The following is a 26,126-nucleotide window of genomic DNA, read 5'->3' as shown; positions in this document are numbered from 1 at the left end:
TGACGCTTAAAGTGTCGTCCAACACGGCCGTTTTCCTGTAGCGCAATCCTGTTTGATGCTTGCACAATCCTGCAAATCAGGACTGTTTTTTCATCTCTGTGTTGCCCGCGTTCTGAAAACGTTTGGCGCGCAACCAGTCGTAGCACCAGTTATAAGCCACGGTGTACGGCAGGAAGAACAGGAAGAAACCAATCTCTACCATTAGCGCTTGAAGCAGCGTGACATTCAGCATCCACGCCGCGAGCGGCAGGCCAATCAGAATAAAGCCCCCTTCAAAGCCCAGCGCATGGGCAACGCGCAGCCCCATGCCACGTTTGCGTGACGGCGGGTAAAATTTATCAAACCCGGCGTTGTAAATAATGTTCCATACCATCGCGACGGTGGACAGCATGATGGCCAGTGCGCCCATCTGGAACAGCGGTTTGTTCATCAGCCAGGCGGCGGTTGGCGCACAGATACCGATGGCGATGGCCTCGAAGCCGACGGCATGCACAATGCGCTCAGACAGGCTTCTGTTGTTTTGCGATTTCATTTTGATGACTCCTTTTTCACAAGGTCGCCATTATCATCGTAATTATTGATATGATATAGCTAACAGCCATCGATAAAAGCGATAGTTTATGCGTTACTCCCCGGAATCACTGGAAGCCTTTTTGCAGGCCGTTGAAACGGGTTCTTTTTCTGCCGCCGCACGTAAGCTGAAAAAGAGCCAGTCCACCATCAGCAGCGCCATTGCCAACCTGGAGGCCGATCTCGGCGTTACCCTGTTTGACCGCCACGCCAGGCAGCCCACGCTCACCCCGCACGGGCAGCGGGTTTTGCCCTATGTGCAGGCGATTTTTGCCGCCAGCGAGCGGCTGGATGAAGTTTCCGTCCGGCTGGCGGACAACGTCGAACCGCGCTTAACGTTTGTGCTTTCCGACATGTGGCAAACCGCCCACCACGAGTCGATCCTGCAGCAGTTTTCCGAGCGTTATCCGGACATCGAATTTGAATGCATCATTGCCGAAGATGAAGACGTGATTGATAGCCTGCAGATTGGCCGGGCCCACGTCGGCGTCCTGCGCGTGCAGGAAAGTTACCCGCCGGATATCACCGTCGCTCGCCTTCAGGTTGGTGCAGAAATGACCATTTTTATTCATCGCGATCACCCGCTGGCGAAGCAGACAGAGGTGCGGATGGATGAGCTACATACCGTGCGGCAGCTGGTGCTTAAAACCTTTGTGCGCCCCGGCAAGGTCGCCGCGCACGGCCCCATCTGGTCGTCCCCGTCTTTATTGCTACTGCTTGAAATGGCGGAACAGGGTTTTGGCTGGGGGATTTTGCCGAGCTGGCTGGTTAACCAGTTTGGGCACGGCGTGCTTAAGCCGCTGAAAGTGGAAGGCTGGCCGCAAAATCTTGAGGTGGATGTCGCCTGGTCGAACAAAACGCCGCCCGGCCCGGCTGGCCGCTGGATGATTGACCGGCTGCGCGAGCGGCGGTAATAAATCGGCACACACTTGCGGTTGTCACCCCGATCGCTTTCAGGTTAAAAAACTGTTTTCCCACCAACAGGATCCCGTAGATGAGCGCCATCACCACTCTTTTTGCTATTACCGCTACCGTTACGCTGGGCGCTATGAGCCCTGGCCCAAGTTTTGTTTATGTCGCACAGAATGCCGTGGCCCGTTCCCGCGCGCATGGCCTGGTGACCGCGCTGGGGACTGGCGTCGGGGCGGCGGCGTTTTCACTGATGGCGCTGCTGGGTCTGCAGGCTTTTCTGCTGGCGGTGCCGGTGGCTTATACCGGGATCAAGATAGCCGGGGGGCTTTATCTGCTGTGGCTGGCGTATAAGATCATCAAACACTCGCGCGAGCCGCTGCACGTGGGCGCCGTGGGGAAAAGCGATAAAAGCATGATGGCCACCTTCCGCGACGGGCTGTTCACCCAATTGAGCAACCCGAAAACCGCCGTCGTGTTTGCCAGTATTTTTACCGCGCTGCTGCCGCGCGAGATCCCGGCCTTTTACTACGTTGCGCTGCCGGTGCTGTGCTTTGTGATTGATGCGGGATGGTATTCGATTGTCACGCTGGTGCTTTCTTCAGAGAAACCGCGCAATGCCTACCTGCGTTTTAAAACCGTGATTGACCGCTTAGCGGGCGGCGTGATGGGGATTTTGGGGCTGAAACTGATTTTCTTCTCACGCTAAAAAGCAGAAAGCCACCCTTGGGGTGGCTCTTGTGCTCGACGGCTGACAGAGAGGGATCAGTGAATCCCCAACCGGTGCGCATGGAAAATTTCTTCACGCAGTTCAAGGTGGGTTAATCCCAGCAGATCGGCAAACTCCAGCTTGAGCTGCTGCAGGCGGATCAGGAATTGTGCGGGGGTTAACTGCTCTTGTTCACGACGAAGAAATTCAAACGCTAAGGTGGTTGGGGTTATCTCGGTGTCCATGGTAATCCTCTGTTTGGTTGTGAAATCGACACTATTGTACCACCAATAAGCTGTGCAAAAAACAGCCAGAACAGGATTTCTGGCGCTTAACTTACCTAACACCATCAGGACTGAAACATGTTTTCTAAGCATTATGAAGTGGATGAAAGCCATATTGATTTTCAGGGCGTAGTCGACGGCCTGTACTATCCGTTTTACATGGAGTGGACGCGTCACGCGTACATGCGCGAGGCGCTGGGCATTGATATCGAGGAAGAGTTCCGCCAGGGCAAGCTCTACATGGTGCTGGAGTACTCTCTGCGTTTTCGTAAGAGCCTGCAGAAAGGCGACAACGTTGAGGTCACTTGCCAGCTTGAGCGCAATGAGAAACGCAACCGCGTGAACTTCGCCCAGCAGATCAAAGTTGACGGCGTGGTTTATGCCGAAGCGACGTTTGTCGCCACCTGCCTGGCCAATGGCCGCCCTTCCATGCCGGAAGCCGTGCTGAACGCACTGGAACAGCTCTAACGTCGATTAGCGAAGGGCAATGCGCTCTTCGCTAACGCTTCTCCAGCGCCTGGAGGATAAAATCTGTTCTCCATTCCACGCTCCCTGCCGGCAAGGTAATGATTCGATAACCTAGTTTGCTGTAGGTTTCCGCCATAATCTCGGCAGTCTGTACCGCCTCTTCCCAGCTCTGCTTTCTTTCTGTATCCCTGGCATAAATAACTTCCCAGGGCGGCGCCAGGAAAATATCAGGATGGTAGGGAAACCGTTTAACAGCCTCCGTCAAATGTCGCGGAATGGGGAGCTGCATTAGAGTGAGATAGCCTAGTATGTCCGGCACGCCGCGATCGTAGAAACAATAACGTTGTTTTTCGTCTGCCCCATGCCAGGAACGCATATCCCAGCCAAGCATCTGCTCAGCAAATGCCGCAGGATCCAGCCAGGGTAAGGCATGACCGCCAATTTGCTGCTGGTGCTGAATAACGCTCCTCCCGGCCTCCGGCTGACAGTAAAAGCCCCGGCGCTCCAGCGCATTAATCACGGTACTTTTCCCCGAACCAGGCCCGCCGGTAATCACCACGCGTTTCACCTGAATGCTGTTCATAAACCTCCCAAACATTAGTATCTTTACTGATTTATGGTGATTCCTCGCCCCCGTTCCTGCTACCCTCTGGCAAAAAAGTGAATAAGATTTAGGATCACCTGCGATGCAAGAATTTACCCGGCCAGTTTTACAGCTGCCAAACAACGAAAAGAAACTCCTGCTGCACTCCTGCTGCGCGCCCTGCTCGGGCGAAGTTATGGAGGCTATACACGCGTCCGGTATCGAATACACCGTGTTCTTCTACAACCCAAACATTCACCCGCAGAAAGAGTATTTGCTGCGCAAGGATGAAAACATTCGCTTTGCGGAACAGCACGGCGTGCCGTTTGTGGATGCGGATTACGATACCGATAACTGGTTTGAGCGTGCGAAAGGTATGGAGTGGGAGCCGGAGCGTGGGGTCAGATGCACCATGTGCTTTGATATGCGTTTCGAGCGTACCGCACTTTACGCGCATGAGCACGGATTTAATGTCATCAGCAGCTCGCTGGGTATTTCCCGCTGGAAAAACATGCAGCAGATTAACGATTGTGGGCACCGCGCCGCCGCACCTTATGAAGGTATGAGCTACTGGGATTACAACTGGCGCAAACAGGGCGGCTCCGCGCGCATGATTGAAATCAGCAAGCGCGAACAGTTCTACCAGCAGGAATACTGCGGCTGTGTCTATTCCCTGCGCGACACCAACCTGCACCGGAAAGCCAATAACCGTCCGATGATTAAAATCGGCAAGCTTTTCTATGGGAAAGACGACGAGTCAACGGAAGCGTAAAGCGAAAGGTGAAAATCCGGGAGCCTGCCGACATCGATCAGGCCCCGTAATCGTTCAAAATAACCCAGAAGTACCCTGCTTTTTCCCGAGCAGGTTTGCAATTTATAGCCAGCAACCTTGTACATTGCACGGATATATTCTGTTTGATTTTTAAGGCACTTAACGCAAATCAGGGCTTTGCAGTTTGCGTTAAGTGCGATTTCACTGCGGCTACACTAGTGAGAGCGCTTTCTTCACAGTTATTGCTCCGCCAGCCCTCGGTTTTTCAGCATCGGTTCGCTGTGCGGATCGTGCCCTCGCCAGTCTCGGTATAACGCTTCCAGATCGCTGCTGTTGCCCCGCGAAAGAATGGCCTCCCGGAAGCGCTGGCCGTTTTCGGCGCTGAGTCCGCCCTGCTCCACAAACCACTGATAGCCGTCATCCGCCAGCATTTGCGTCCAGATGTAGGCATAATACCCCGCCGCGTAACCGCCGCCAAAAATATGGGCAAAATAGCTGCTGCGGTAGCGAGGCGGGACTTCAGCCAGATTGATATGCTCTTTTTCCAGCGCTTCGGCTTCGAAACGCGTCACGTCTTCAATGGCCGTGTCTGGCGCCAGGCTGTGCCAGTTCATGTCCAGCAGCGCCGCCGCCAGCAGCTCGGTCATGTCGTAGCCTTTGTTGAACTGTGCGGCTCGGAACAACTTGCTGCGCAGCGACTCCGGCATTGGCTCGCCGGACTGATGATGCCGGGCATAATTGGCAAAGACCTCGGGCTGGCTTGCCCAGTGCTCGTTAATTTGCGAAGGGAATTCCACAAAATCTCGCGGCGTGTTGGTCCCCGAAAGACTCGCATAACGCTGCGTAGCAAACAGGCCGTGCAGCGTGTGGCCGAACTCGTGGAACAGCGTTATAACATCGTCCCAGGAAATCAATGCCGCCTCGCCGCTGGCCGGTTTGGTGTAGTTACAAACGTTGTAGATCACCGGCATGGCGTCAAACAGAGTGGATTGCTCGACAAAGTTCCCCATCCACGCCCCGCCGCCTTTGCTGTCGCGGGCGAAGAAATCACCGTAGAACAGCGCCATGCCGCGCCCGTCGTTATCAAAAATCTCCCAGGTACGCACATCCGGGTGGTAAGTCGGGATATCAAAGCGTTCCACAAAACGCAGCCCGAAGAGCTGGCTGGCGGCCCAAAATACGCCGTTGGTCAGCACGCCATTCAGTTCAAAATACGGCTTAATCTGCCCTTCATCGAGATCGTACTTCGCGCTACGCACCTGTTCGGCGTAAAACTGCCAGTCCCATGCCGTGGCCTGGAAGCCGCCGTTTTGGGCATCAATCACGTCCTGAATATCTTTCAGCTCGCGACGTGCGCGCCCGGTTGCCGCAGGGACAATATTCCGCATAAAGCGCAGCGCGGCATCAGGGGTTTTCGCCATCTGGTCGGCCATTTTCCATGCCGCATAGTTTTCAAAGCCCAAAAGCTGAGCTTGTGCAGCCCTCAGCGTCGCCAGACGAGCGACGATGGCGCGGGTATCGTTCGCATCGTTACGCTGAGAACGCATCCAGCCAGCCTCAAAGAGTGCTTCTCGCGTGGCGCGGTTGCTCAGGCTTTGTAAAGCAGGCTGTTGGGTGAAATTCAGCAACGGAAGTAGCCATTTCCCCTGAAGGCCTTTGTCAGCCGCTGCTTGAGCCGCTGCTGCAATTTCCGCGCTGGTCAGGCCCTGAAGCGCCTCAGCGTGGTCAACCACCAGGCCACCGGCTTTGTCCGCCGCATGAAGACGATTGTTGAACTGGCTGGTGAGCTGGGCGCTCTCTTTATTCAGAGCTTTCAGCTGCGTTTTATCCTGCTGGCTTAACGTGGCACCCGCCAGCTTGAATGACTGCCAGGTCACTTCCACCAACCGCAGGGATTCCGCATCCAGGGTAAGATCGTGGCGCTGCTGATAAACGCTATTCAGCCGGGCGAATAAGGTGTCGTTAAGGCGAATTTCATCGGCAAGTTCAGCCAGTTCGGTGGAGAACTCTTCATCAAGCTGCTGGAGGAAATCGTTGGTGTGCGCCGAAGTCATGGCGTAGAAAATGGTGGTCACGCGGCCCAGCATCGCACCGGTTTTCTCCAGCGCGAGGTAGGTATTTTCAAACGTCGGCTCAGCCGGATTACCGGCAATGGCGGCAACTTCTTCACGCTTGATGCGCTTACCTTCATCGAAAGCCGGTCGGTAATGGTCGTTAATTATCTCATCAAAATGCGGGGCCTGATAAGGCAATAAACTCGGCTGGAAAAACGGGTTGCTCTGCAACATCCTCTACTCCCGGTGACCTGAAATGTGGGTTAGTTATAGCGCATTTAACCTCGTTTCTTAAAAGAAAAACTAAGATTACCGAAGCCCGTTAGCGTGCTAAGGTAGTGCCGGACAAAAGCGTTGAGGAACAGAGAGATGATTGTACTGGTTACGGGTGCTACCGCGGGCTTTGGTGAAAGCATTACCCGCCGTTTCGTTAAAAATGGCCATAAGGTTATTGCCACCGGCCGCCGTCAGGAACGCCTGCTCGAACTGAAAGAAGAGCTGGGTGACAACCTGTTTACGCTGCAGCTGGATGTACGCAATCGCGCGGCAATTGAAGAAGCGCTCGCTTCTCTGCCGGCCGAATGGCAACAGATTGATATCCTGGTCAACAACGCCGGGCTGGCGCTGGGCATGGAGCCGGCGCATAAAGCCAACGTCGATGACTGGGAAAACATGATCGACACCAACAACAAAGGCCTGGTTTACATGACTCGCGCCGTGCTGCCGGGCATGGTCGAACGCAATCGCGGCCACATTATTAACATCGGCTCTACGGCGGGCAGCTGGCCTTACGCCGGTGGCAACGTCTACGGGGCGACCAAAGCCTTTGTGCGTCAGTTCAGCTTGAACCTGCGTACCGACCTGCATAAAACGGCCGTTCGCGTGACCGATATCGAACCAGGCATGGTAGGCGGCACCGAGTTTTCCAACGTTCGCTTTAAAGGCGACGACGACAAAGCAGGTAAAACCTACGAAAACGCCAACGCGCTGACGCCGGAAGACGTTACCGAGGCCGTCTGGTGGGTGGCGACGTTGCCAAAACACGTCAATATCAACACGCTGGAAATGATGCCGGTCAGCCAGACATTTGCCGGGCTCAGTGTTCACCGCGAAGGATAAGTGTCGCGGAAGTCATGCTGAAACGGGGCCTTTGCAGCCCCGTTTTTTCATCTTATTACGTAGCGATCAGGCTCGGCCCCAACCGGCAACGATGATAAGCATCCCACAGAAGGCAATCGCCGCCCCGGTCCAGTCGTAAACGCTGAGTTTCACACCGTCCACCACGCGTAGCCACAGCAGCGCCGTCACAACATAAACCCCGCCGTAGGCAGCATAGACCCGCCCGCTGGCCGCTGGATGCAGCGTCAGGAGCCAGACAAAAATCGCCAGTGACAGCGCCGCGGGAAGCAGCAGCAGCGGCGATCCGTTGCGTTTTAGCCACAGCCAGGGCAGAAAGCAGCCAATAATCTCCGCCAACGCGGTGGCAAAAAATAGCAGTGTTGTTTTGATCATATTGTCTTTTCTTCAGTAATAATGATGCCCACTAACTCTGGCATTAGGCACGAATCAAGCCCAATGATATGATTAGTTTTATTAAACTAAAAAGGAAATCTCAATGAACTCAATCCTTCGTAAGTCTTTGTCATGGATGCCGTTAGCCTTGCTGGGAGCTGCATTCATGGTTTCTATGCCAACACAGGCCGATACTAACGTGATCGTTGTTCCGGGCGGAACGAACGGCGTCGGTGGTCAGGAAAACTCCCTGACCCGCCAGCGCGCAGCGGAAGAAAAAGAGCAGTGGAATGACACCCGTACCCTGCGCCAGAAGATCAACCGCCATAACGAAAAAGTGTTCGACCGTGAGTCGGCGCGCGGGGACAAAGACTGGGCCAAACAAGATGCCGCCCAGGACACCTTCGACAAATGCCAGCAGAGCGCCAACGTAAACGCCTACTGGGAGCCGAACACCCTGCGCTGCCTGGATCGCCGCACCGGCCGTGCGATTAATCCATAATAGCTCCCGCCCCAAACGAGGCTTCTGCTCAAGAAGCCTCACCATCATCAGCGCAAGGATTTGCTATGAGTAACGAACTGCCTATTCGCCTTCGCCCGCTTGAGCGCGAAGATCTCCGCTTCGTCCACCAACTGGACAATAACGCCAGCGTCATGCGCTACTGGTTTGAAGAGCCTTACGAAGCGTTTGTGGAGCTTTCTGACCTGTATGACAAACATATTCACGATCAGAGCGAGCGCCGCTTTGCCATCGACTGCAACGGCGTGAACGCCGGGCTGGTTGAGCTGGTCGAAATCGACCACATTCACCGCCGGGCTGAGTTCCAGATAATTATTACGCCAGAGTTCCAGGGCAAGGGGCTCGCCTCTCGCGCGGCCAAACTGGCCATGGATTACGGTTTTACCGTGCTCAATCTCTACAAGCTTTACCTGATTGTCGATAAAGAGAATGAAAAAGCGGTACATATCTACAAAAAACTGGGCTTTATCGTGGAAGGCGAGCTGATCCACGAATTCTTCATTAACGGCCAGTACCGCGACGCCATTCGGATGTGCATTTTCCAGCAGCAGTTCCTGGCGCAGAAAACCCCGGAAAAAACCCTGCTGAAGCCGACGGCTCAGTAACCGCGTTTCACAGATGAATGCCACCCTGCGTGTGCGTTCATCTGCCTCTCCCCTGCTTCTCCTGCCAACCTTCTTGCCGCTTCGTCTATTTTCCAGACGATCAGACGGGTTTTTCCTGCAAACCACCCAATCAGAACTAAAATAATAGGGCTGTAAAATTTTGCGTTTAAAAGGCAACGGCTATCAAATTCGTAGGCCCATCCAGATATTAATTATTGATCGTACAGATTATCGTTATCGGGCATACATATAACGGAGAGCAAAATGAGCAATTCTACTGACTTACACGGTGCTTCCTCAGCAAGCGCAGGAAAGTGCCCATTTAACCACGGCCAGAGCACGGACATTGCGGGCGAGGGAACCAGCAACCAGGACTGGTGGCCGCACCAGCTGCGCGTCGACCTGTTGAATCAACACTCCAACCGCTCCAACCCGCTGGATGAAAACTTCAGCTACCGCAAAGAATTTAGCAAACTCGATTATTACGCCCTGAAAGGCGACATCAAAGCGCTGTTAACGGATTCTCAATCCTGGTGGCCTGCCGACTGGGGCAGCTATATCGGTCTCTTTATCCGTATGGCATGGCACAGTGCAGGTACCTATCGCTCCCGCGACGGTCGCGGTGGCTCCGGACGCGGTCAACAGCGTTTTGCGCCTCTTAACTCCTGGCCGGATAACGTCAGCCTCGATAAATCCCGCCGCCTGCTTTGGCCCATTAAACAAAAATATGGCCAGCAGATTTCCTGGGCTGACCTGATTATTCTCGCCGGCAACGTGGCGCTGGAAAATGCAGGCTTCCGCACCTTCGGTTTTGGTGCCGGTCGTGAAGACGTCTGGGAACCCGATCTCGACGTAAACTGGGGGGCAGAGAAAGAGTGGCTTGAGCACCGCCACCCGGAATCCCTGGCACAAGCCCCGCTCGGTGCAACCGAAATGGGTCTGATTTACGTCAACCCGGAAGGCCCTGAGCACAGCGGCGATCCGCTTTCCGCAGCGCCTGCTATTCGCGCCACCTTCGGCAACATGGGGATGGACGACGAAGAGATTGTCGCGCTGATTGCCGGAGGCCACACGCTCGGCAAAACCCACGGTTCTGCAGCCGCCACCCACGTTGGCGCAGACCCGGAAGCTGCTCCGCTTGAAGCGCAGGGGCTTGGCTGGGCAAACAGCTACAAAAGCGGCGCAGGTGCAGATGCCATTACCTCCGGCCTCGAAGTAGTCTGGACACAAACGCCAACCCAGTGGAGCAACTATTTCTTCGAAAACCTGTTCGGCTACGACTGGGTACAAACTCGCAGCCCGGCAGGCGCCATTCAGTTTGAGGCGACCAACGGCCCGGATATTATTCCTGACCCGTTTGATCCGTCCAAAAAACGCAAACCAACGATGCTGGTGACCGACCTGACGCTGCGCTTCGACCCAGAGTTCGAGAAAATTTCTCGTCGCTTCCTGAACGATCCGCAGGCCTTCAACGAAGCCTTCGCCCGTGCCTGGTATAAACTGACGCACCGCGATATGGGGCCAAAAGCGCGCTACATCGGCCCGGAAGTGCCAAAAGAAGATCTGATTTGGCAGGATCCGTTGCCGAAAGCCACCCACGCGCCCTCCAGCGCCGATATCGATGCGCTGAAAAAAGCCATTGCCGATTCCGGGCTGTCCGTCAGCGAGCTGGTCTCGGTGGCCTGGGCATCAGCCTCTACCTTCCGCGGCGGTGACAAACGCGGCGGCGCCAACGGGGCACGACTGGCTCTCGCCCCGCAGCGCGGCTGGGAAGTGAACGCCGTGGCGGCCCGTGCTCTGCCTGTACTCGAAGCGATTCAAAAGGCATCCGGTAAAGCATCACTTGCGGACATCATTGTATTGGCCGGTGTGGTAGGTATTGAGAAAGCCAGCCACAGCAAGGTGCCGTTTACCCCTGGACGCGTGGACGCCACTCAGGATCAGACCGACATCGAATCTTTCGAGCTGCTTAAACCGGCCGCCGATGGCTTCAGAAACTATCGCCGCATTGCGAACGCCACCTCAACCGAAGCGTTGCTGATCGACAAGGCGCAGCAGTTGACGCTGACCGCACCTGAGCTGACAGTCTTAATCGGTGGCTTGCGTGCGCTGGGTGTTAACTATGATGAAAGCCAGCATGGCGTGCTGACTTCTCGTCCGGGTGAGCTGACGAATGATTTCTTTGTCAATCTGCTGGATATGCGTACCGAGTGGACAGCCGCTGACGCAGGTTCCGAAGTGTTCGAAGGCCGCGATCGCCTCAGCGGGGAAGTGAAGTACACCGGCACCCGTGCCGATCTGGTCTTTGGCTCTAACGCGGTACTGCGCTCCCTGGCGGAAGTTTACGCCAGCCAGGATGCCAAAGAGAAATTCGTCAAAGACTTTATCGCCGCGTGGACGAAGGTGATGAATCTCGACCGTTTCGACCTGCAGCAGTAAAACAAAAGGGAGGCTTTAGCCTCCCCTGATTTAGCGTTATACGGGAAGGCATTATGCCTTCCCTTTTTATGGCTTACTCTTCGCCGAAATGGATCACGGTACGAATCGATTTGCCTTCATGCATCAGGTCAAACGCTTCGTTAATCTTGTCCAGCGGCATACGGTGAGTAATGAACGGATCAAGATTAATTTTGCCCGCCATCGCGTCTTCTACCATGCCCGGCAGCTGAGTGCGGCCTTTAACGCCACCGAACGCTGAACCGCGCCAGACGCGACCTGTCACCAGCTGGAATGGACGAGTTTTAATTTCCTGACCGGCCCCGGCCACGCCGATAATCACGCTTTCGCCCCAGCCTTTGTGGCAGCATTCCAGCGCGGAACGCATCACGTTCACATTGCCGATGCATTCAAAGCTGTAATCCACGCCGCCGTCGGTCAGCTCAACAATGACGTCCTGAATCGGCTTCTCGTGATCTTTCGGGTTAATACAGTCGATAGCGCCCATTTCACGCGCGAGGGTGAATTTCTCCGGGTTGGTATCAACGGCAATGATTCGCCCGGCCTTAGCCTGCACCGCGCCCTGAATCACCGCCAGGCCGATCCCGCCGAGGCCAAATACCGCCACGGTATCACCCTCTTTCACTTTCGCCGTGTTGTGCACCGCGCCGATTCCGGTGGTCACGCCGCAGCCGAGCAGACACACTTTATCCAGTGGTGCCTGTGGGTTGACCTTAGCCAGAGAGATCTCCGCCACCACGGTGTATTCACTGAAAGTGCTGGTGCCCATGTAGTGATAAATTGGCTCGCCATTGTAAGAGAAACGGGTCGTGCCATCCGGCATCAGCCCTTTACCTTGCGTGGCGCGAACGGCCTGGCAGAGGTTGGTTTTGCCGGATTTACAGAACTTACACTCGCGACATTCTGCGGTGTAGAGCGGAATAACGTGATCGCCCGGTTTCAGGCTGGTCACGCCCTCGCCCACTTCCACCACAATGCCGCCGCCTTCGTGGCCCAGCACCGCCGGGAATACGCCTTCCGGGTCATCGCCGGACAGCGTGAAAGCATCGGTATGGCAAACACCGGTGTGGGTGATTTTCACCAGCACTTCACCTTTTTGCGGTGGCGCAACGTCGATTTCAACAATTTCTAAAGGTTTACCCGGCCCAAAGGCCACCGCAGCACGTGATTTCATTGTTTTGTTCCTTTTGGTGAGGGTGTTTTTATTTTAGATAAGAGCGCAGCAAATTCCCGACTTCCGCCATCCGCAGCGCACGCTGCTCCTCGGACGTGTCGCCGGAGACCAGCTCGTCTTTAAGGTGAATTTCCATCATTTCGCCCATCAGGCCGTTGGCCGCCCCACGAACGGCCGCGATCTGCTGCAAAATAGCGAGACATGGATCGCCGTTTTCCAGCGCGCGCTCAAGCGCCTCAGCCTGGCCGCGAATACGCCTGACGCGGGTCAAAATACGTTTTTTGTCTTCTGGAGAGTGTGGCATAACCGCTCCTTAGGTACTGTAGGGGGGTATAGTACTGTATTTTTTAGGTTATTGATAATCTTATATTTTATATAATTATCAACCACTTAAAAAAACCCCAAACAGACACCTGGGGACATATACAGTCATTGACATGCCCCCCAAATCTGCCCCCAAACGCGATTTCGCCCCCAAAATTGGCCCTAAATAGGGTGTGAAAAGGCACTATTTTGACAGGAAATTGACACCGGGATGATTTTTTCGATAAGTACAGTGCGATTCCGGATAGCAGTATAGTCATATGCCGCGCCGGAACCTGTGCTGTCATTGGTTCGAATCCGACGATAATAAAATGGGGGATAATTGCCGCCTCATAGTAAATACGATCGATTCGATTTATACTGGCGAGCTATATCTGGGCGGTGATACTCATCATTATTGTCTGGATAGAATTCCACAAACAAACCTATATGAAATAAACACAACCAGAGAACAGAAAAAAAATTTCTACCAATAGTAGGGGAATGGCACTATCAGTAGATAGCCGGCTGGACTCAGCCAGCTATGCCCGGATTATTTGTTGAACCACAAATCCAATATGTATGGCAGTTTCTCCGACTTAGAAATACCGATAATAATACCAGTACAATACGCCGACCTGGATACAACCAAGCCTTACTGAAGATAAAACCCGAAATGAAAAATGTATGCAATAAACTATTTGCCATGGGCACCATTCTCGAAAATTACACTGGGATAAAGAAACTCACTATGTTAAGGAAGTTGAATTTATCTGCAGGTGCTGCCTGCGTAATGCTTGGTTTGCTGACTGGCTGCACCGAAGGGGTACCCAAGTACAAAGAGCCTCCGGTAGCTACGGTCGCGGTCAAAAATAACCAAGCCCGCATAGTATTCCGCTCGGCTGGCATGCCCATGACAGTGAATTATGCAGTTAATTCTTCAACGCCGACCAGCGAAGGTTTTACACCTATTGGCCGAGTCTTCCATAGCGGGCGAGAGGTGCTTTTGCCCTGGATTGCCACTATGACTGAAAATGCTCGTAAAACAATTTCCGATGAGCAGTTGCAGATTGAGAAAACCGTCGATGCAGAGCACCGTATTCGGATCAGGGGTATGTCTGCCTGGTCTGATTATGACCAACACATTCATACCTCTGGTTCATGTGGCCCCCTCTTCTCTCAATTCATCCCCGAGGGTGGCAGTACCTACCTGGTGGAGTTCCGCTTTAAGGGAACCGATAGTTGCTCACAACAAGTCTACAAAATAGGCGCCGGTGAAGAACGGTTACCGGTGTCCTCTTAATAGGCGGTAAATTGGAGCCTTTGAGCAGGAGCTGCTAACAAAGAAACTGGCTAACAAAAGCATTAAAAATGCATGTTCTCACGTTGCTACGTGAAAAATACAGTGACTTTAGACCCACATTAGCCGCAGAAAACTTCAGATAGTGTCGTACTGTATGCTTATTGTCTCACGGGGACCCCGCATCCTGGGATCCCTTTTTAAGAACTGCCCATAGTAGCTTAAAGAATCGTGATATCGACTTTATCTACGATATCCAACGTTAGCCCTTTGACATACTCTCCAGACTCTCCATTTGCGAAGAACAACTCATCAATGTAAATGAACATTTCATACGCCCCTGCGGTGATGTTAGCGGGTATCTGGCACTCTACATTTATATCCACAGGCGCATTCGCCTTGTTGTAGAAGTCAGGGGTTTTGCTAATATTATATGTTTTACCATTAACATCCTTCAGTAAGACATTTAGCGTATATACAAATATAGGTTCCTCTGGATCATCCTGATCCAACGTAATTGCAGATGATAGTTCAAATTTTTCGTCTGGATTAAATATTGTTTTTTGTTTCAATGGATTTTGTCAAGCGAAAATAATCATATCTATTCCATGTAGAAAGATGAACAGACACAGGATTAATAACGGATTCATCCATAACTGCAGGCATTAAAAAATCTGAATCAGGAAAATTACCAGTTCTGTTTATGAAAGCCACCAACACTTTTACATCCATGTCTCTATAAATTGACGGGGTTTTGACACCCAATGACATGCTATATTCACCAGGTTCAGGAGTGGACATATTGGTGTTTCTGTTTCTTAAGATGTTCCCATCTTTATCAACAATTAATATAGCAGGCCCCGTAATCACCGGACTGTTTTCTAATATCTTTAAATTAATATTTACATTATAGTAAAAATCGACTAATCGAAAGGCTGATACGTCAATCGTTTCAGTTAGTATTATCTTGTTGTCAACATTCCATTCGGGATTTAAAATTTCAATTTCTTTCGAATATGTAGTCCCAGTGCTGTCAGGGAGAGATGATGTTGCCGTAGCGTTAATATCATTTTTATCAGACATGCAAAAAATAATGTTATATTTTTTTGCGATGTAACTTCAGCATCAAATTCCAGTTGCATGGGTATTTTGATTAGCCCCTCTCCTGCTGGAATACTTGTGCACCCTACCGCATTAAATAGATTGAGGTGACTATCAACAAGGTATGCAAAGAGTGTTGCTATGCTATTCTCCTGAGTTCTATTTAGCTCAATGGTAATATTTACAGACTCATTTTGCTTTATTTTTTTCAGGTATGTTTTCTGTACTGATGATTTGAATGTTACTATTAGATAGTCTCTTTGCCTCAATTGCTTGACAGATCAGGTCGTTTTGTAAGTTACGAAGTGGCCTGAAGTTTTTCCATTCTGGCTGTAAAAAACCTCAATGTTTCGCGAGCCAAATGTGATGTCATCAGGAACGGAATACGTTAATGTAATTGATTCTTCTTTATTCGATGCCATCGAGAAAATGGTTTCCCCTGAGATATAACTCCGTAAAACATGTGAATCATCAGTTAACGCTAATTTTAAAAAACCATCAAAAGGCATCTCTTTTGTAAAAACTGACAATGATACATCGCCAATATTTACTGGCGATAATGATAGATTTTCAGCATATACCCCATCAGCAAACAGAACCTCATTTACAGCTGGTTGTATACCTATATGCGCATCAAAAAAATCTAATTTTTCCAGATCATACCATGAATTTGAAGTCGCTCCGGAAGGATCGCCCCAACCCCAGTTTATTGCAAAAAGTCCATCATCACGATAACCGTCACAATAAACCGCATGGGCTAGCACACCAAGAAAAACAATCCTTCCTTCATCTAATTCTCTGCGTATAATATTTTTCACTTCATCCATAGTGTAAAAGAAATCAGGTGTCCTGACTTTTACTCGACGAACATTTGCATCATAAGAAAAATGTTCCGTGATTACTTTTCAATATGAGTGGGGTTAGCCGGAGTCGCAGAACCAAAATCACTGCGCAATGCAAATGCTACATGGTAACAAAAAGCTGCCACAGCATCTTGCTGCTCTATTGTTGAGCCATGAGTGTAATCATCAAGCATTAAATCCCATTGATACTCATATCCATCAATGTCTAAGCTAGAATAATTATCATATGCAGGTAAAATTCCTTTTGCTTTTTTGGGCCAGTTATAATATTTCATTATCTGTGAAAGAGCTGTTCCTGTGCATCCAACAACATAGTCTGGATAGTAGGGAACTTGTTTATTATAAGAGTCACCCTGGCCCCATGCGAGTGTAGTCAATGGACCTACGAATCCAATGGATTTTTTATTTTTCATTCTGATCTCAACTCCTTAATAGTAAGGCTGGAGTTATACCCCTGAATGATTATAAAAAAACTTTATTTCTTTAATGAATTGATAATGATCAAAATAAAATATACTTATGTTAATATAACGGCCTTAATGTTATTAATTTCATCCCTAAATTAAATCCAGCCTTAAGTGATAACCAGCTCACCACCCTGCTCTTTGGGACTTAATAGATAAATCTTTCTTTCGCTCAAGTTATTAAGGAAAAGACGAAAATGATGCCGGGTGTTATCCGGTATCATTGCTGTGACCAATATGCCAATAACCTTGAATAATTTTCACAACAACATTTGTTAACTTCACCGCTTCAAATCACTTACACTCCTCCGGCAGTCTGGGGGAAGCATGGCAGAGAATCGATTTCATCGTGGTCGTAGCAGAGTTATCGCCGCAGGACTGGCGCTGTTTGCGCTTGCCCTGATCGTTGTGGCGCCGTTCGTCTCGATTTCTCTGCAAAAATTGCCGATGCCGATGATGCCAGGCATGATGCATCACCCTATGATGGAAATGGATGAGCACCACTCCGGGCATAAACCGGTTTTGATGCCCATCGATCATGCTGAGGCCTGCGGTTACTGCGTACTGCTGTCGCACATGCCGGGTATACAGCCAGAGCTAATTACCCCCCTTCACACTCTTTTCTTACTCCAGGGCTTTCAACCCTCATCACCTTTACTCGAAATACGGCATTTCTTTGCCTGGCTTTACCCTCATCCTCGCGCGCCTCCGGCATAAACGACTTTATCTGCTAAAAACTAAAAAGATGGGCGTTTCAACGCCATAACTTCGTTTTGCTTGCATTAAGGAAAAGTATGACCACCTGCACCCCGCGCGCGGCCTGGATAAATTTTCTACGTCGATTGCATTTTGCTATTGGTTTATTTGTAGGGCCTTTTATTTTCGTCGCGGCGCTAACCGGCACGCTTTACGTTGCCACGCCTCAATTGGAGTCGTTTATTTATCATGATGCGCTAACGGCAAACACAAGTGGTGAAGCTCACTCGCTTGCTGAACAGATTGCCATCGCCAGGCAAGTCACGGGCGAGCATTTGCCGCTCTACGCCGTTCGTCCGGGGATGATCACCGGGGTGACAACCCGCGTAATGTTTAACGCGCCCGGCCTGGGGAGTTCTGAAAGCCGGGCTATATTCATCGATCCCATTACTTTGGCCGTAAAGGGAGACATGACGGTCTATGGCACCTCGGGCATTTTGCCTCTGCGGCAATGGATTGATTATGCGCATCGCTCTCTGTTATTAGGCTCCGCAGGCAGGCTTTACAGTGAATTAGCCGCCTCGTGGATGTGGATTGTCGCCTGTGGCGGGATCGCACTTTGGTTTTATACCCGCCCCAAGCGCCGAGTGAATAATCTTGTGCAGCGCACCCGCCGCTGGCATGTGACCCTCGGCTGGTTACTGTTGGCAGGTATGCTGGTGTTCTCTGCCACCGGCTTAACCTGGTCTCAATGGGCGGGCGGCAATGTGGATCTACTTCGAGCGGCATTCAACTGGGAAACCCCTCAGCTTAAAACGCAACTCAGTGACGTAAGCGGTGCCCAGGCCTCGCATGCAGAGCATCATGCCGGTATGACGATGCCAATGAAGATGGATATGTCGCCAGATCTTTCCCTTTTTGATAAAACGCGCCAGTTAGCACAAGGCGCCGGAATTGATGCAAACACTATCGAGATAAGGCCGGCCAAAAGCCACGACAAAGCCTGGACTGTGACAGAAATTGATCGCGGCTGGCCGACTCAGGTCGACGCGGTGGCTATCGATCCTGCCACAATGCGAGTCGTGGACCACACCAGATTTGAAACGTTTCCCCTGATGGCAAAGCTGACTCGATGGGGCGTGGACTTTCACATGGGCATGCTGTTTGGCCTGGTTAACCAACTGTTGTTGATCGCATTCGGTACAGGCTTATGCGTAATGATTGCCATGGGCTACCGCCTGTGGTGGATACGTCGCCCCACCCCAGCCAAATACAATCCACTCCTGACGCTGACGCAGAGCTGGTACGATCTCTCCTTCCGAGCAAGAGTATCGGTGCTGATTCTTGCGATTCTGTTCGGTGTTGCCATGCCGGTGCTTGGCGTCAGCCTGCTTATGTTTATCGGATTCGATGTGGTTCGCTGGCGACGGGCCAACGATTTTTCTGCCGCGCACCAGACGGAGTAATGGCAAAATAGGTATTCAGCCCGGCCAACTGACTGGCCGGGCTTTATCAAAAACAGTGACGAAACTAATCAGCGAGGCAGCATGAAGCCTGATGTAACTTACACCTTCCATCATTTTGGTATTCCCTTACAGGATGGCCTGTCTGAAGGCACGCACAGTGAAAAAGCCGGGATGTACACCGCCGATAATCCGGGTAAATTCCGGGTCCAGTGGCACAGATTTACCGATGAATCGCCGCTGCACCCACTGCTAAAAACCGTGCCACACGTAGCGTTCAAAGTTGACAATCTGTCAAAGGCCATCGAAGGAGAGGATGTTATCCTGGGGCCATATGAACCGATTGATGACTTTTTTGTTGCCGTCATTAACGATAATGGTGTTCCCATCGAGCTCATTGAAACCACGCTGACGGATGAAGAGATCTGGGGTCGAGCAAGGTCGGGCCAGGGCAATTTATACCGAAAGTAATAATTTGCCCTACCAGGATTAATAGCTGACGCACTGGAGATAAAACCGCTAGAAATAGGCGGTGCAAAAAAATGGATGATGGCCATGAATCGTAGAGAAATGTTGATCGAGTGCAGAGCTCTTCTTTCCTACAGTAGAGAAATTATCGCCGATGGTTGGGTGTGTTTTGCCACTATTTACGCCTGCTTCTCCCTGGGCAATCTAATTGGCGAAAAATACTATCATGGAGCACAGCTTCCCGGTCTGATCGGTATATGGGTTGCCACCTTCATTTGCTGCATTACGCCATCGTTCACAAAGATGGCGAAAGCAGCGAAAAATAAACCTATCACCTGAATAGTTTTCTACGCCCTACTCACATCAACAATAAGTGACCTGCTCCCCATTGATTAATGCATTACGCCCTTAGCAATTTGTGGCTATTGTTGATAGTCATACAGAAATGCCGCGGTGGTGTGCTTATGTGGTGATTGGCTATGAAAACCTCAGGAGTCTAAGTATCGAAGAAATCATGCGGTTTGATATTCATCGTCAGGCTAAAATCCACGGACATACCGCCAGTGATAAGCGATAAGCTCACAGATACAGTCAGCCGGGCGTTGAGATAGACATCTTCCGGCCGTTGCGCTTCATCTGTGTAGCCTTACCCTTTGCACTGGGCTGTACGGCCTCTTTGCTCGCCTGCGTGTACGCGTGCTGCTTACCTGAAGCGCCGTATCAGACGCCCGACCAGATCATTATGAGTGATATTTTCACCGCAAAGACAGGAGGCATGTTCAGCCATAACCACGCCCCCAATCTATAGCTTTTCACTAAATGTTATGAGCGCAGAGTTGTTGTGACAAAGAAAAACCTGTGGCCCGCAAAGAATGTCCTGAAATATAAAAAATACGCCCGTACCTCATTGAGACATCGAGACAGGTGATGCTCTTCTCCCCCCTCCAAATGAACTATTCAGACGATCGACCTCGCTGAAAAGCACCATCAGATCATTGCTATCCACCCCGATCATGCCGAGTTCGTGAACCAGAGATTCAAGGAGCAGATGCTTACGGGCATCAGGAGAACCAGAGGAGAGTACGGCCTCAATCAGCACGAAATTAGCACTCCGCGGATGTTCAAGATCGGGATACGTTGGATCCACATAGAGCGACTCGTCATCAAGACTGATAAAGCGCTGGAACAGATCGTTATGGGGGTAGCCGGTTGCCACCGTGGCGGCGTGAATGGCGGTCGAAATTCTTTTTTTATCTAACGTACCGGTGTTTCGCAGTGTGATCGTAAATACGGGCATGGTCTGACTCCTCAGGGTAGTAAAAGGAGTCTACTGACTTCCGTTCCAATAGATAGCCTCAAAACTGTTTCGCACTGTAACTACTGCCCATTTTTAGCGTGCAACTCTCCGGCTTCGGCAAAGCTGGCGGCAGTTTTACCCCAGCCGCACTCATGTACGGCTGGTACTAAAACCCACTTTCAGTTAACTCTAAACTTCACCGGAGTCTTGGGTGTTTGAATCTCAGCATTATGAAGCGCGTGATATCGCGGTTCATTCTGAGCCTTTAATGACAATATAACTCTATTCCCCTCAAAGCTTAGATCGTCACTGTCGAATAAATGGTGTAAATCCGCCGCTAACGCAATACCGTTTTCAACAGTAGGTTCTCCTTGCGAGGCATGGCTGATGATATGACAAGCCTCAACGGCAAGTGAGCTCCCTGTTATTGCACATTTATTATTCCAGTTATTCAAAACATCGCGTCTAAATGCAGCCTGATCTTGCCGAACTTTAACCATTCTAAGGCCATCTTCTCGGCGAGGCCTATGCTCAAACTGTGCTTCAACAGCCTCCCCAACCAGCGAACTTAAGACTTCAACGACATTGCTATCCAGCGCTCTGGCAAAGGCTGCCCCCTGGCGGCAAAAGTGCCGCTGAAATATATTCCAACGACTATCACCGTCTCTTTTTGGTAGCATTTTACTTAATGCAATAGGATCAAGTTCTATGAAATGATCTAACTGTGATACGTCTTTCAGTGCAAAGCGATACTTATAATTAAGTTTATTGTTTATCGAGTGCCCGGTAATTTCATATTCACCGCAAAGATAGAACAGGCTATTTCTTCCTGCAAGCTTCTGGATAATGAAGACACGATCACCATCTTTAACCCGTTCATAATTATGTTGCAGACGAGTACCATATCCTCCTTTAGGATCGAAGTCTTTTTCGTTTTGAGGGCCGTGATAGGCATAAAAATACTGCATTTCACTCTCCTTGTTAAAGGTCTTCTTATAAAAAATAATATTTAAACACCAAATCGTGTTTATTTGGCCATGGGTAAAAATATTTGATGAAAATATTTAAATTTATCTTACACAGCAATTGAAAAAACCGGCTATTTACCGGCAAATACAAAAACATCAAGCCATCACCCCACTACCACATCATAAACAAGCTCGACGCCCCCGCTTTTAAGCACTTTTTGCGTGACTGGCTTAAGGCTTACGGGCTTACTCACCGGTAACAACGGGATTCCCGCTCCGATAACGACCGGGATCTGGGTGATAAACAGACGCTGTAGCTCTCCTGCTTCGGCAAACATAGCGGCGGTTTTGCCTCCGCCCACCAGCCAGACATCTTTGCCTTTGGCGGCTTCGCGGGCCTGCGCTGCAATATCTGCGGCTTCACCCTGCACCAGCGTGATAGTTTGCCCCTCAGGCACGGATAACGAACGATGCGTGACGATAAATGCCGGGACATAGGCATAGGGCCAGGCTTCTGGCGAGTTTTCCTGGATCCAGCTGTAGGTTTCCGCCCCCATGATCACCGCCCCGACGGTCTGATAGAACTCATCGTATGGCGTTGCGTCATCCCCCAGCGGGAAGTTCATTAACCAGTCCAGCTGATGCTGCCGATCGGCAATGTAACCATCCAGCGTCGCCGCAACGTAATAGACTAAATTCGCCATGTTTTTCCCTCTCAGTCAGACCATTATCCGACTGATAATACAGAGATAAAAACCTGTCGCCACTGCCAATTTTAGGCTTGCAGTTCTTCATCTCCTCGCGCCTGGCGGCGTATCACCTGCGGTGGCTGGCCGTAGGCGCGAAGAAATGCCCGGCGCATTCTGTCCCGCTCGCCAAACCCGGTCTGCCGGGCCACTTCATCGATGGAGCGCGCGCTGGTTTCAAGCAGCATGCGGGCGGACTCCAGGCGCAGATGCTCTATGGCGCGGGCGGGCGACTGCCCGGTTTCCGCCTGGAAACTGCGGCTAAACTGCCGGGGCGATAAATTTGCTACCGCCGCTAGCTCTTCCACGCTCAAGGCGTTTTCCAGGTGTGCACGAGCGTAAGTCATCACTTTTTGAATACGGTCAGATTTAGGCTCCAGTTCAAGAAGGGAGGAAAATTGAGACTGCCCACCGGCGCGGCGATGATAGAGCACCAGCTTCCGGGCGATGGTTCGGGCGATATCAGCCCCCAGATCGTCCTCAATCAGCGCCAGCGCAAGGTCGATGGCCGCCGTCATCCCTGCCGAGGTCCAGTAAGGTCCGTCGCAAATAAAAATCTTATCTTCTTCCACGCTGATGCCTGGAAAACGCTGCTGCAGGTCTCGCGCGTACATCCAGTGCGTGGTGGCTCTTCTGCCTTCCAGCAACCCGGCTTCGGCCAATAAAAATGTGCCCAGACAAGCAGCGGCCACGCGGCGTGCATAGGCTGCCGCCTGGCGAACAAAATGAATCGTCGTGGGGGAAGCCTGCTCCATCGTGGCGCCAAACAGCAGGAGATCGTACTGCGTATCTGCCATTGACTCGGTCATCACGTCAAACCCGGCTGACGTCTGCACCTTGCCGCCGTGTTCAGAGAGTAAATGCAGTTCATAAACCGGCTCGCTCGCCATCAGGTTAGCGACTTCAAACGCCGTTATTACGGCAAAGCCCATGGTGGAGTACCCCGGGGTAACAACAAAACCGACCTTTTGCATGACACAGACCGCCGTGATTGATGGTGTCATAAAAAGACGGTTATATGTCATTTGAGACACAAAAAGCCAGTGTTAATGTTGCCTTCGTCAATTAATCCCCTTTTCAGGAGTCACACAATGAGCAACGTATCTAAAGGCACGGCCCTGGTCACTGGCGCATCCGGCGGGATCGGCGCTGTCTACGCGGCCCGTCTGGCCAAACGTGGTTATGACCTTATTCTGGTTGCACGGAACACTGACCGCCTGAACCAGGTTGCCCGACACATTCGCGAAGAAAGCGGGCAAGCGGTGGAGGTCGTTACCGCCGATCTGGGTAACGCGGCTGAACTGCTGCAGATCGAAACGCGGCTAAAAAACGACGAGTCCATTTCGCTGCTGGTTAACAACGCGGGCTTCGGCTCAAAAGAAAGCGTACTGGAAGCCAGCGTGGATGAAATGACCGCGATGATAGACCTCAACGTCACCGCGTTAACCCGCCTGACCTATGCCGCAGCCCCGGCAATGGCCGCCCGCCAGCACGGCACCATTATTAACATCGCCTCGGTCGTCGCCATTGCGCCTGAATTGCTGAACGGCGTTTACGGTGCCAGCAAAGCGTTTGTGCTGGCATTAAGCCACTCTTTGCAGCAGGAACTGGCGGAGGCTGGAGTGCGTATTCAGGCCGTACTGCCTGGTGCCACGGCCACGGATTTCTGGAATATTGCCGGCGTGGGCGGGCACGAAAATCTGCCGCAAAGCTGGGTGATGAGTACGGAAGATATGGTGGATGCCGCGCTGGTCGGCCTTGATGCTGGCGAGAAGGTCACCATCCCTTCTTTACAAGAAGGCAGCGAATGGGATAACTGGGAGGCAGAACGCCGGACAATCGGCTCACATCTCAGCGCTTCTCAACCTGCGCCGCGTTACGCTCGCTAACCGTTCACGCTATTTTGCCCCGCAGATGCCGCCCTCAGGCGGCATTTTTGCTGCCATGAATGCGATCTTCCGCTCAAATCACCGTCTTATAAAAACATTCAAATGATAATGAGTATCATTTGATTTTATTGTTTGTTAACATCCTGCCCGCGGTAAATTGATCGACATCAAGACTAACAGCCAGTGAAGGCTACCTCCGGGCAAAAGATATGCATAAAAAATTGATCCTTACGTCTTTGATAGCGTTAGCCAGCCTGGGCCTCAGCGCCTGCAGCCAAACCACTCACTCTCCTCAAGCAGCAAGCCATGTCGCCGTCGCGCATGGGCAAATCATTGATTTGCAGAGCGGCGAAACGCTGACTGAAAGGCAGTTGCTGGCCAAACTCGCCAGCGCTCAGCGGCTCATCGTCGGCGAAAAGCACGATAACGCCGAACATCATCAAATTGAACTTTGGCTGTTGCAAAATCTGCAACAGGCGCGCCCACAGGGCAGCGTCTTGCTGGAGATGCTGACCGCTGACCAGCAGCCGCGCGTCAACCAGGTGAAAGCCTGGCTGAAAGAGGAGCCGCAGGTGCGGGACAGCCGCATTCAGGAACTGCTTCACTGGCAAAAAGGCTGGCCGTGGGAGATGTACGGCTGCGTTGTGATCGAAGCCCTGCGCGCGCCCTCACCTTTGCTCAACGCCAATATCAACCGCGATGAGATAATGCGCCTTTATAAATCCCCGCGCTTCCCGGAAGGAAAAAAATCAACTGCGCCCGCCGTCCAGGCCGCGCTGAAAGAAACGATCATTGCCATGCACGGAGGCAATATCGAAGGCCAGCAATTAACGTCGATGCTGGCGATTCAGCAGCAGCGCGATCGCTATATGGCCCAGCAGTTGTTGAACGCCCCAACGCCCGCCTTACTGATTGCAGGCGGCTATCACGCGTCGAGAAGCATCGGCGTGCCGCTGCATATGGAAGACTTGTCTCCATCGTCGCAGCCGGTTGTGCTGATGCTGGCGGAAAAAGGCATGAATATCACGGCGGATCAGGCTGATTATGTCTGGTTTGTTGCTCCTGCTCCGGCAAAACGGTAAACCGTGGATGACAGACACGTTTACTACTGCGCTGGCGGGCAGAAAGGGCACGGGCTTTACGCTGTCTTTGCTTCTTCATGGGAGCCTTTTTTTAGCGCTAATTTGGCAAGTGTCTGACACGCCGCCAGCCCTGCAGCCTGCGCCCGCTGTCATGCTGGAATGGGCGGACGATATCGAAGCCCCGCCTGCGCCAGTCCCGCTTCCGGTGGGTATTGCCCAGCAGGAGTCAGCGGCAGCTGAAGAAAAGCAGCAGGCCGAAGACAAGCAGCAAAGGCCGCTGCCAGAAGATAAAGACGCGCTAATTGAAGTCACCCGTCGGAAAAAAGCCGCCGAAGGTGAGAAGAAAAAACCGCGTCCACCGCGCAACGTCAGGGAGCAAACCAGCGACAACAGCCAGGCGGCTATCTCGACCAATGCCGCACCTCAGCCCAGCGTGGTGTCCTCGCGCATTGCCGCGCCCTACCACAGTGATGCCGAGAAGCAAAACAGCCAGCAGGATGCCTGGGAGAGCCGGGTAAAAGGCCATCTCAACCGCTTCAAACGCTACCCCGGCGACGCCCGTCAGCGTGCCAGAACGGGTATCGCGGTGGTGACGTTTACCGTGGATGCTGCGGGCAAAGTTGTTGCCAGTTCTCTGACCGGTTCATCGGGAACGCGCTCGCTTGATCGGGAAGCCGTGGCCGTTTTAGAACGCGCCCAGCCGCTGCCGAAACCGCCCGCCGAGCGCTTAAAGGGAGGCGTGTATAACGTCACAATGCCAATCAATTTCGACCTGACGGAACTTAGCCGAAGCTAGCGCTAAGCCCCACAACCTGAACGTTAACTTTATGCTGAATATTCGGCAGGGCGCCCCATCGCCCGACATTAAG

General features: G+C 51.8%; 31 protein-coding genes. 16 read left to right on the top strand and 15 right to left on the bottom strand.

The window, feature by feature from the left end:
* Positions 1–76 precede the first annotated feature (76 nt).
* Positions 77–532 carry a multidrug/biocide efflux PACE transporter gene (locus B9Y90_RS06780; protein WP_085540688.1) on the bottom strand — a complete coding sequence of 152 codons (456 nt, stop codon included), beginning with the start codon at positions 530–532 and terminating at the stop codon, positions 77–79.
* Between the two features lie 88 nt (positions 533–620).
* Here B9Y90_RS06780 and B9Y90_RS06775 point away from each other — a divergent pair, with 88 nt between their 5' ends.
* Positions 621–1,484 carry a LysR family transcriptional regulator gene (locus B9Y90_RS06775; RefSeq protein WP_085540687.1) on the top strand — a complete coding sequence of 288 codons (864 nt, stop codon included), beginning with the start codon at positions 621–623 and terminating at the stop codon, positions 1,482–1,484.
* Between the two features lie 80 nt (positions 1,485–1,564).
* Positions 1,565–2,188 (top strand): LysE family translocator, encoded by a 624-nt coding sequence (locus B9Y90_RS06770; RefSeq protein ID WP_085540686.1) that lies wholly within the window; start codon positions 1,565–1,567, stop codon positions 2,186–2,188.
* Between the two features lie 56 nt (positions 2,189–2,244).
* Here B9Y90_RS06770 and B9Y90_RS06765 read toward each other — a convergent pair whose 3' ends face one another.
* On the bottom strand, positions 2,245–2,433 hold the full coding sequence (locus B9Y90_RS06765; RefSeq protein WP_008459131.1) for a YdiH family protein: 189 nt from the start codon (positions 2,431–2,433) through the stop codon (positions 2,245–2,247).
* Between the two features lie 117 nt (positions 2,434–2,550).
* Here B9Y90_RS06765 and B9Y90_RS06760 point away from each other — a divergent pair, with 117 nt between their 5' ends.
* A complete protein-coding gene (locus B9Y90_RS06760) occupies positions 2,551–2,940 on the top strand; it encodes an acyl-CoA thioesterase (protein WP_008459134.1) in 390 nt (129 codons plus the stop codon).
* Between the two features lie 31 nt (positions 2,941–2,971).
* Here the strand turns inward: B9Y90_RS06760 and B9Y90_RS06755 are convergent, their stop codons facing one another.
* A complete protein-coding gene (locus tag B9Y90_RS06755; RefSeq protein WP_085540782.1) occupies positions 2,972–3,523 on the bottom strand; it encodes an AAA family ATPase in 552 nt (183 codons plus the stop codon).
* A gap of 103 nt (positions 3,524–3,626) precedes the next feature.
* Here B9Y90_RS06755 and B9Y90_RS06750 point away from each other — a divergent pair, with 103 nt between their 5' ends.
* A complete protein-coding gene (locus B9Y90_RS06750) occupies positions 3,627–4,295 on the top strand; it encodes an epoxyqueuosine reductase QueH (RefSeq protein ID WP_039302893.1) in 669 nt (222 codons plus the stop codon).
* A 239-nt stretch (positions 4,296–4,534) separates the two neighbouring features.
* Here B9Y90_RS06750 and dcp read toward each other — a convergent pair whose 3' ends face one another.
* On the bottom strand, positions 4,535–6,583 hold the full coding sequence (dcp, locus tag B9Y90_RS06745; protein ID WP_085540685.1) for a peptidyl-dipeptidase Dcp: 2,049 nt from the start codon (positions 6,581–6,583) through the stop codon (positions 4,535–4,537).
* A gap of 135 nt (positions 6,584–6,718) precedes the next feature.
* Between dcp and ydfG the strand changes: the two genes are divergently transcribed.
* Positions 6,719–7,468, top strand: a complete 750-nt coding sequence (ydfG, locus tag B9Y90_RS06740; protein ID WP_039302884.1) for a bifunctional NADP-dependent 3-hydroxy acid dehydrogenase/3-hydroxypropionate dehydrogenase YdfG — start codon at positions 6,719–6,721, stop codon at positions 7,466–7,468.
* 66 nt (positions 7,469–7,534) lie between these two features.
* Here ydfG and B9Y90_RS06735 read toward each other — a convergent pair whose 3' ends face one another.
* Positions 7,535–7,861 (bottom strand): YnfA family protein, encoded by a 327-nt coding sequence (locus tag B9Y90_RS06735; RefSeq protein ID WP_008459149.1) that lies wholly within the window; start codon positions 7,859–7,861, stop codon positions 7,535–7,537.
* 103 nt (positions 7,862–7,964) lie between these two features.
* On the opposite strand from B9Y90_RS06735, the gene B9Y90_RS06730 reads away from it, so the two are divergent.
* From B9Y90_RS06730 to katG, 3 genes are all read left to right on the top strand, one after another.
* Positions 7,965–8,363 carry a DUF1283 domain-containing protein gene (locus tag B9Y90_RS06730; RefSeq protein WP_008459153.1) on the top strand — a complete coding sequence of 133 codons (399 nt, stop codon included), beginning with the start codon at positions 7,965–7,967 and terminating at the stop codon, positions 8,361–8,363.
* Positions 8,364–8,428: 65 nt separating this feature from the next.
* Positions 8,429–8,986 carry a spermidine N1-acetyltransferase gene (gene speG, locus B9Y90_RS06725; protein ID WP_085540684.1) on the top strand — a complete coding sequence of 186 codons (558 nt, stop codon included), beginning with the start codon at positions 8,429–8,431 and terminating at the stop codon, positions 8,984–8,986.
* 264 nt (positions 8,987–9,250) lie between these two features.
* Entirely contained in the window at positions 9,251–11,425 is a 2,175-nt protein-coding gene (katG, locus tag B9Y90_RS06720; protein WP_085540683.1) for a catalase/peroxidase HPI, read from the top strand.
* Positions 11,426–11,498: 73 nt separating this feature from the next.
* On the opposite strand, the gene B9Y90_RS06715 is transcribed toward katG, so the two are convergent.
* Together B9Y90_RS06715 and B9Y90_RS06710 are read right to left on the bottom strand one after the other, a co-directional pair.
* Entirely contained in the window at positions 11,499–12,617 is a 1,119-nt protein-coding gene (locus tag B9Y90_RS06715; RefSeq protein WP_085540682.1) for an S-(hydroxymethyl)glutathione dehydrogenase/class III alcohol dehydrogenase, read from the bottom strand.
* A 28-nt stretch (positions 12,618–12,645) separates the two neighbouring features.
* Positions 12,646–12,921 (bottom strand): metal/formaldehyde-sensitive transcriptional repressor, encoded by a 276-nt coding sequence (locus B9Y90_RS06710; RefSeq protein ID WP_038472613.1) that lies wholly within the window; start codon positions 12,919–12,921, stop codon positions 12,646–12,648.
* Between the two features lie 543 nt (positions 12,922–13,464).
* Here B9Y90_RS06710 and B9Y90_RS06705 point away from each other — a divergent pair.
* Entirely contained in the window at positions 13,465–14,223 is a 759-nt protein-coding gene (locus tag B9Y90_RS06705; protein ID WP_085540681.1) for a hypothetical protein, read from the top strand.
* Between the two features lie 218 nt (positions 14,224–14,441).
* On the opposite strand, the gene B9Y90_RS06700 is transcribed toward B9Y90_RS06705, so the two are convergent.
* From B9Y90_RS06700 to B9Y90_RS06690, 4 genes are all read right to left on the bottom strand, one after another.
* A complete protein-coding gene (locus B9Y90_RS06700; RefSeq protein ID WP_085540680.1) occupies positions 14,442–14,792 on the bottom strand; it encodes a hypothetical protein in 351 nt (116 codons plus the stop codon).
* Complete coding sequence (locus B9Y90_RS26370; RefSeq protein ID WP_139827358.1) at positions 14,770–15,303, bottom strand: hypothetical protein; 534 nt, start codon at positions 15,301–15,303, stop codon at positions 14,770–14,772. The genes B9Y90_RS06700 and B9Y90_RS26370 overlap by 23 nt, the downstream gene beginning before the upstream one ends.
* A 299-nt stretch (positions 15,304–15,602) precedes the next feature.
* Entirely contained in the window at positions 15,603–16,220 is a 618-nt protein-coding gene (locus tag B9Y90_RS06695; protein ID WP_085540679.1) for a C10 family peptidase, read from the bottom strand.
* Entirely contained in the window at positions 16,220–16,597 is a 378-nt protein-coding gene (locus tag B9Y90_RS06690; protein ID WP_085540678.1) for a C10 family peptidase, read from the bottom strand. Before B9Y90_RS06690 ends, B9Y90_RS06695 begins: the two co-directional genes overlap by 1 nt.
* Positions 16,598–16,975: 378 nt before the next feature.
* Here B9Y90_RS06690 and B9Y90_RS06685 point away from each other — a divergent pair, with 378 nt between their 5' ends.
* The 4 genes from B9Y90_RS06685 (at position 16,976) to B9Y90_RS06670 (ending at position 19,614) form a co-directional block, all read left to right on the top strand.
* Positions 16,976–17,365, top strand: coding sequence for a DUF2946 domain-containing protein (locus B9Y90_RS06685; RefSeq protein ID WP_085540677.1), 390 nt, complete (start codon positions 16,976–16,978; stop codon positions 17,363–17,365).
* A gap of 77 nt (positions 17,366–17,442) precedes the next feature.
* Positions 17,443–18,810 carry a PepSY-associated TM helix domain-containing protein gene (locus tag B9Y90_RS06680; protein ID WP_085540676.1) on the top strand — a complete coding sequence of 456 codons (1,368 nt, stop codon included), beginning with the start codon at positions 17,443–17,445 and terminating at the stop codon, positions 18,808–18,810.
* Positions 18,811–18,891: 81 nt separating this feature from the next.
* On the top strand, positions 18,892–19,278 hold the full coding sequence (locus B9Y90_RS06675) for a hypothetical protein (RefSeq protein WP_085540675.1): 387 nt from the start codon (positions 18,892–18,894) through the stop codon (positions 19,276–19,278).
* Positions 19,279–19,362: 84 nt separating this feature from the next.
* On the top strand, positions 19,363–19,614 hold the full coding sequence (locus B9Y90_RS06670) for a hypothetical protein (RefSeq protein ID WP_085540674.1): 252 nt from the start codon (positions 19,363–19,365) through the stop codon (positions 19,612–19,614).
* A 565-nt stretch (positions 19,615–20,179) separates the two neighbouring features.
* Here the strand turns inward: B9Y90_RS06670 and B9Y90_RS06665 are convergent.
* The 4 genes from B9Y90_RS06665 to B9Y90_RS06650 all read right to left on the bottom strand — a co-directional run bounded on the left by B9Y90_RS06665 (position 20,180) and on the right by B9Y90_RS06650 (position 23,260).
* Positions 20,180–20,572, bottom strand: a complete 393-nt coding sequence (locus B9Y90_RS06665; protein WP_085540673.1) for a tautomerase family protein — start codon at positions 20,570–20,572, stop codon at positions 20,180–20,182.
* Between the two features lie 179 nt (positions 20,573–20,751).
* The gene (locus B9Y90_RS27230; RefSeq protein WP_085540672.1) at positions 20,752–21,540 is read right to left on the bottom strand and encodes an HNH endonuclease; all 789 of its coding nucleotides are present in this window, start codon (positions 21,538–21,540) and stop codon (positions 20,752–20,754) included.
* A 164-nt stretch (positions 21,541–21,704) separates the two neighbouring features.
* Entirely contained in the window at positions 21,705–22,244 is a 540-nt protein-coding gene (locus B9Y90_RS06655; protein ID WP_085540671.1) for a dihydrofolate reductase family protein, read from the bottom strand.
* Positions 22,245–22,315: 71 nt separating this feature from the next.
* Complete coding sequence (locus B9Y90_RS06650) at positions 22,316–23,260, bottom strand: GlxA family transcriptional regulator (RefSeq protein WP_176227848.1); 945 nt, start codon at positions 23,258–23,260, stop codon at positions 22,316–22,318.
* A gap of 117 nt (positions 23,261–23,377) precedes the next feature.
* On the opposite strand from B9Y90_RS06650, the gene B9Y90_RS06645 reads away from it, so the two are divergent.
* The 3 genes from B9Y90_RS06645 to B9Y90_RS06635 all read left to right on the top strand — a co-directional run bounded on the left by B9Y90_RS06645 (position 23,378) and on the right by B9Y90_RS06635 (position 26,053).
* Positions 23,378–24,175: an SDR family NAD(P)-dependent oxidoreductase gene (locus B9Y90_RS06645; RefSeq protein ID WP_085540670.1), complete on the top strand. Its 798-nt coding sequence runs from the start codon at positions 23,378–23,380 to the stop codon at positions 24,173–24,175.
* A gap of 209 nt (positions 24,176–24,384) precedes the next feature.
* Complete coding sequence (locus B9Y90_RS06640) at positions 24,385–25,257, top strand: ChaN family lipoprotein (RefSeq protein ID WP_085540669.1); 873 nt, start codon at positions 24,385–24,387, stop codon at positions 25,255–25,257.
* A gap of 7 nt (positions 25,258–25,264) precedes the next feature.
* Complete coding sequence (locus tag B9Y90_RS06635; RefSeq protein WP_085540668.1) at positions 25,265–26,053, top strand: cell envelope integrity protein TolA; 789 nt, start codon at positions 25,265–25,267, stop codon at positions 26,051–26,053.
* The last annotated feature ends 73 nt before the right edge of the window (positions 26,054–26,126 follow it).

Origin of the sequence: Cedecea sp. NFIX57 (genome assembly GCF_900177785.1) — a bacterium.
Taxonomy (GTDB): Bacteria; Pseudomonadota; Gammaproteobacteria; order Enterobacterales; family Enterobacteriaceae; genus Cedecea; species Cedecea neteri_C.
Note: the sequence above shows the minus strand (reverse complement) of the source record. Positions and strands in the feature narration are given on the sequence as shown.

What these genes read in the sequence shown, in the direction of transcription:
- B9Y90_RS06780 (WP_085540688.1), bottom strand. Translation starts at nt 532, where the DNA reads ATGAAATCGCAAAACAACAGAAGCCTGTCTGAGCGCATTGTGCATGCC.
- B9Y90_RS06775 (WP_085540687.1), top strand. Translation starts at nt 621, where the DNA reads ATGCGTTACTCCCCGGAATCACTGGAAGCCTTTTTGCAGGCCGTTGAA.
- B9Y90_RS06770 (WP_085540686.1), top strand. Translation starts at nt 1,565, where the DNA reads ATGAGCGCCATCACCACTCTTTTTGCTATTACCGCTACCGTTACGCTG.
- B9Y90_RS06765 (WP_008459131.1), bottom strand. Translation starts at nt 2,433, where the DNA reads ATGGACACCGAGATAACCCCAACCACCTTAGCGTTTGAATTTCTTCGT.
- B9Y90_RS06760 (WP_008459134.1), top strand. Translation starts at nt 2,551, where the DNA reads ATGTTTTCTAAGCATTATGAAGTGGATGAAAGCCATATTGATTTTCAG.
- B9Y90_RS06755 (WP_085540782.1), bottom strand. Translation starts at nt 3,523, where the DNA reads ATGAACAGCATTCAGGTGAAACGCGTGGTGATTACCGGCGGGCCTGGT.
- B9Y90_RS06750 (WP_039302893.1), top strand. Translation starts at nt 3,627, where the DNA reads ATGCAAGAATTTACCCGGCCAGTTTTACAGCTGCCAAACAACGAAAAG.
- dcp (WP_085540685.1), bottom strand. Translation starts at nt 6,583, where the DNA reads ATGTTGCAGAGCAACCCGTTTTTCCAGCCGAGTTTATTGCCTTATCAG.
- ydfG (WP_039302884.1), top strand. Translation starts at nt 6,719, where the DNA reads ATGATTGTACTGGTTACGGGTGCTACCGCGGGCTTTGGTGAAAGCATT.
- B9Y90_RS06735 (WP_008459149.1), bottom strand. Translation starts at nt 7,861, where the DNA reads ATGATCAAAACAACACTGCTATTTTTTGCCACCGCGTTGGCGGAGATT.
- B9Y90_RS06730 (WP_008459153.1), top strand. Translation starts at nt 7,965, where the DNA reads ATGAACTCAATCCTTCGTAAGTCTTTGTCATGGATGCCGTTAGCCTTG.
- speG (WP_085540684.1), top strand. Translation starts at nt 8,429, where the DNA reads ATGAGTAACGAACTGCCTATTCGCCTTCGCCCGCTTGAGCGCGAAGAT.
- katG (WP_085540683.1), top strand. Translation starts at nt 9,251, where the DNA reads ATGAGCAATTCTACTGACTTACACGGTGCTTCCTCAGCAAGCGCAGGA.
- B9Y90_RS06715 (WP_085540682.1), bottom strand. Translation starts at nt 12,617, where the DNA reads ATGAAATCACGTGCTGCGGTGGCCTTTGGGCCGGGTAAACCTTTAGAA.
- B9Y90_RS06710 (WP_038472613.1), bottom strand. Translation starts at nt 12,921, where the DNA reads ATGCCACACTCTCCAGAAGACAAAAAACGTATTTTGACCCGCGTCAGG.
- B9Y90_RS06705 (WP_085540681.1), top strand. Translation starts at nt 13,465, where the DNA reads ATGCCCGGATTATTTGTTGAACCACAAATCCAATATGTATGGCAGTTT.
- B9Y90_RS26370 (WP_139827358.1), bottom strand. Translation starts at nt 15,303, where the DNA reads ATGTCTGATAAAAATGATATTAACGCTACGGCAACATCATCTCTCCCT.
- B9Y90_RS06690 (WP_085540678.1), bottom strand. Translation starts at nt 16,597, where the DNA reads ATGAAAAATAAAAAATCCATTGGATTCGTAGGTCCATTGACTACACTC.
- B9Y90_RS06685 (WP_085540677.1), top strand. Translation starts at nt 16,976, where the DNA reads ATGGCAGAGAATCGATTTCATCGTGGTCGTAGCAGAGTTATCGCCGCA.
- B9Y90_RS06680 (WP_085540676.1), top strand. Translation starts at nt 17,443, where the DNA reads ATGACCACCTGCACCCCGCGCGCGGCCTGGATAAATTTTCTACGTCGA.
- B9Y90_RS06675 (WP_085540675.1), top strand. Translation starts at nt 18,892, where the DNA reads ATGAAGCCTGATGTAACTTACACCTTCCATCATTTTGGTATTCCCTTA.
- B9Y90_RS06670 (WP_085540674.1), top strand. Translation starts at nt 19,363, where the DNA reads ATGAATCGTAGAGAAATGTTGATCGAGTGCAGAGCTCTTCTTTCCTAC.
- B9Y90_RS06665 (WP_085540673.1), bottom strand. Translation starts at nt 20,572, where the DNA reads ATGCCCGTATTTACGATCACACTGCGAAACACCGGTACGTTAGATAAA.
- B9Y90_RS27230 (WP_085540672.1), bottom strand. Translation starts at nt 21,540, where the DNA reads ATGCAGTATTTTTATGCCTATCACGGCCCTCAAAACGAAAAAGACTTC.
- B9Y90_RS06655 (WP_085540671.1), bottom strand. Translation starts at nt 22,244, where the DNA reads ATGGCGAATTTAGTCTATTACGTTGCGGCGACGCTGGATGGTTACATT.
- B9Y90_RS06650 (WP_176227848.1), bottom strand. Translation starts at nt 23,260, where the DNA reads ATGCAAAAGGTCGGTTTTGTTGTTACCCCGGGGTACTCCACCATGGGC.
- B9Y90_RS06645 (WP_085540670.1), top strand. Translation starts at nt 23,378, where the DNA reads ATGAGCAACGTATCTAAAGGCACGGCCCTGGTCACTGGCGCATCCGGC.
- B9Y90_RS06640 (WP_085540669.1), top strand. Translation starts at nt 24,385, where the DNA reads ATGCATAAAAAATTGATCCTTACGTCTTTGATAGCGTTAGCCAGCCTG.
- B9Y90_RS06635 (WP_085540668.1), top strand. Translation starts at nt 25,265, where the DNA reads ATGACAGACACGTTTACTACTGCGCTGGCGGGCAGAAAGGGCACGGGC.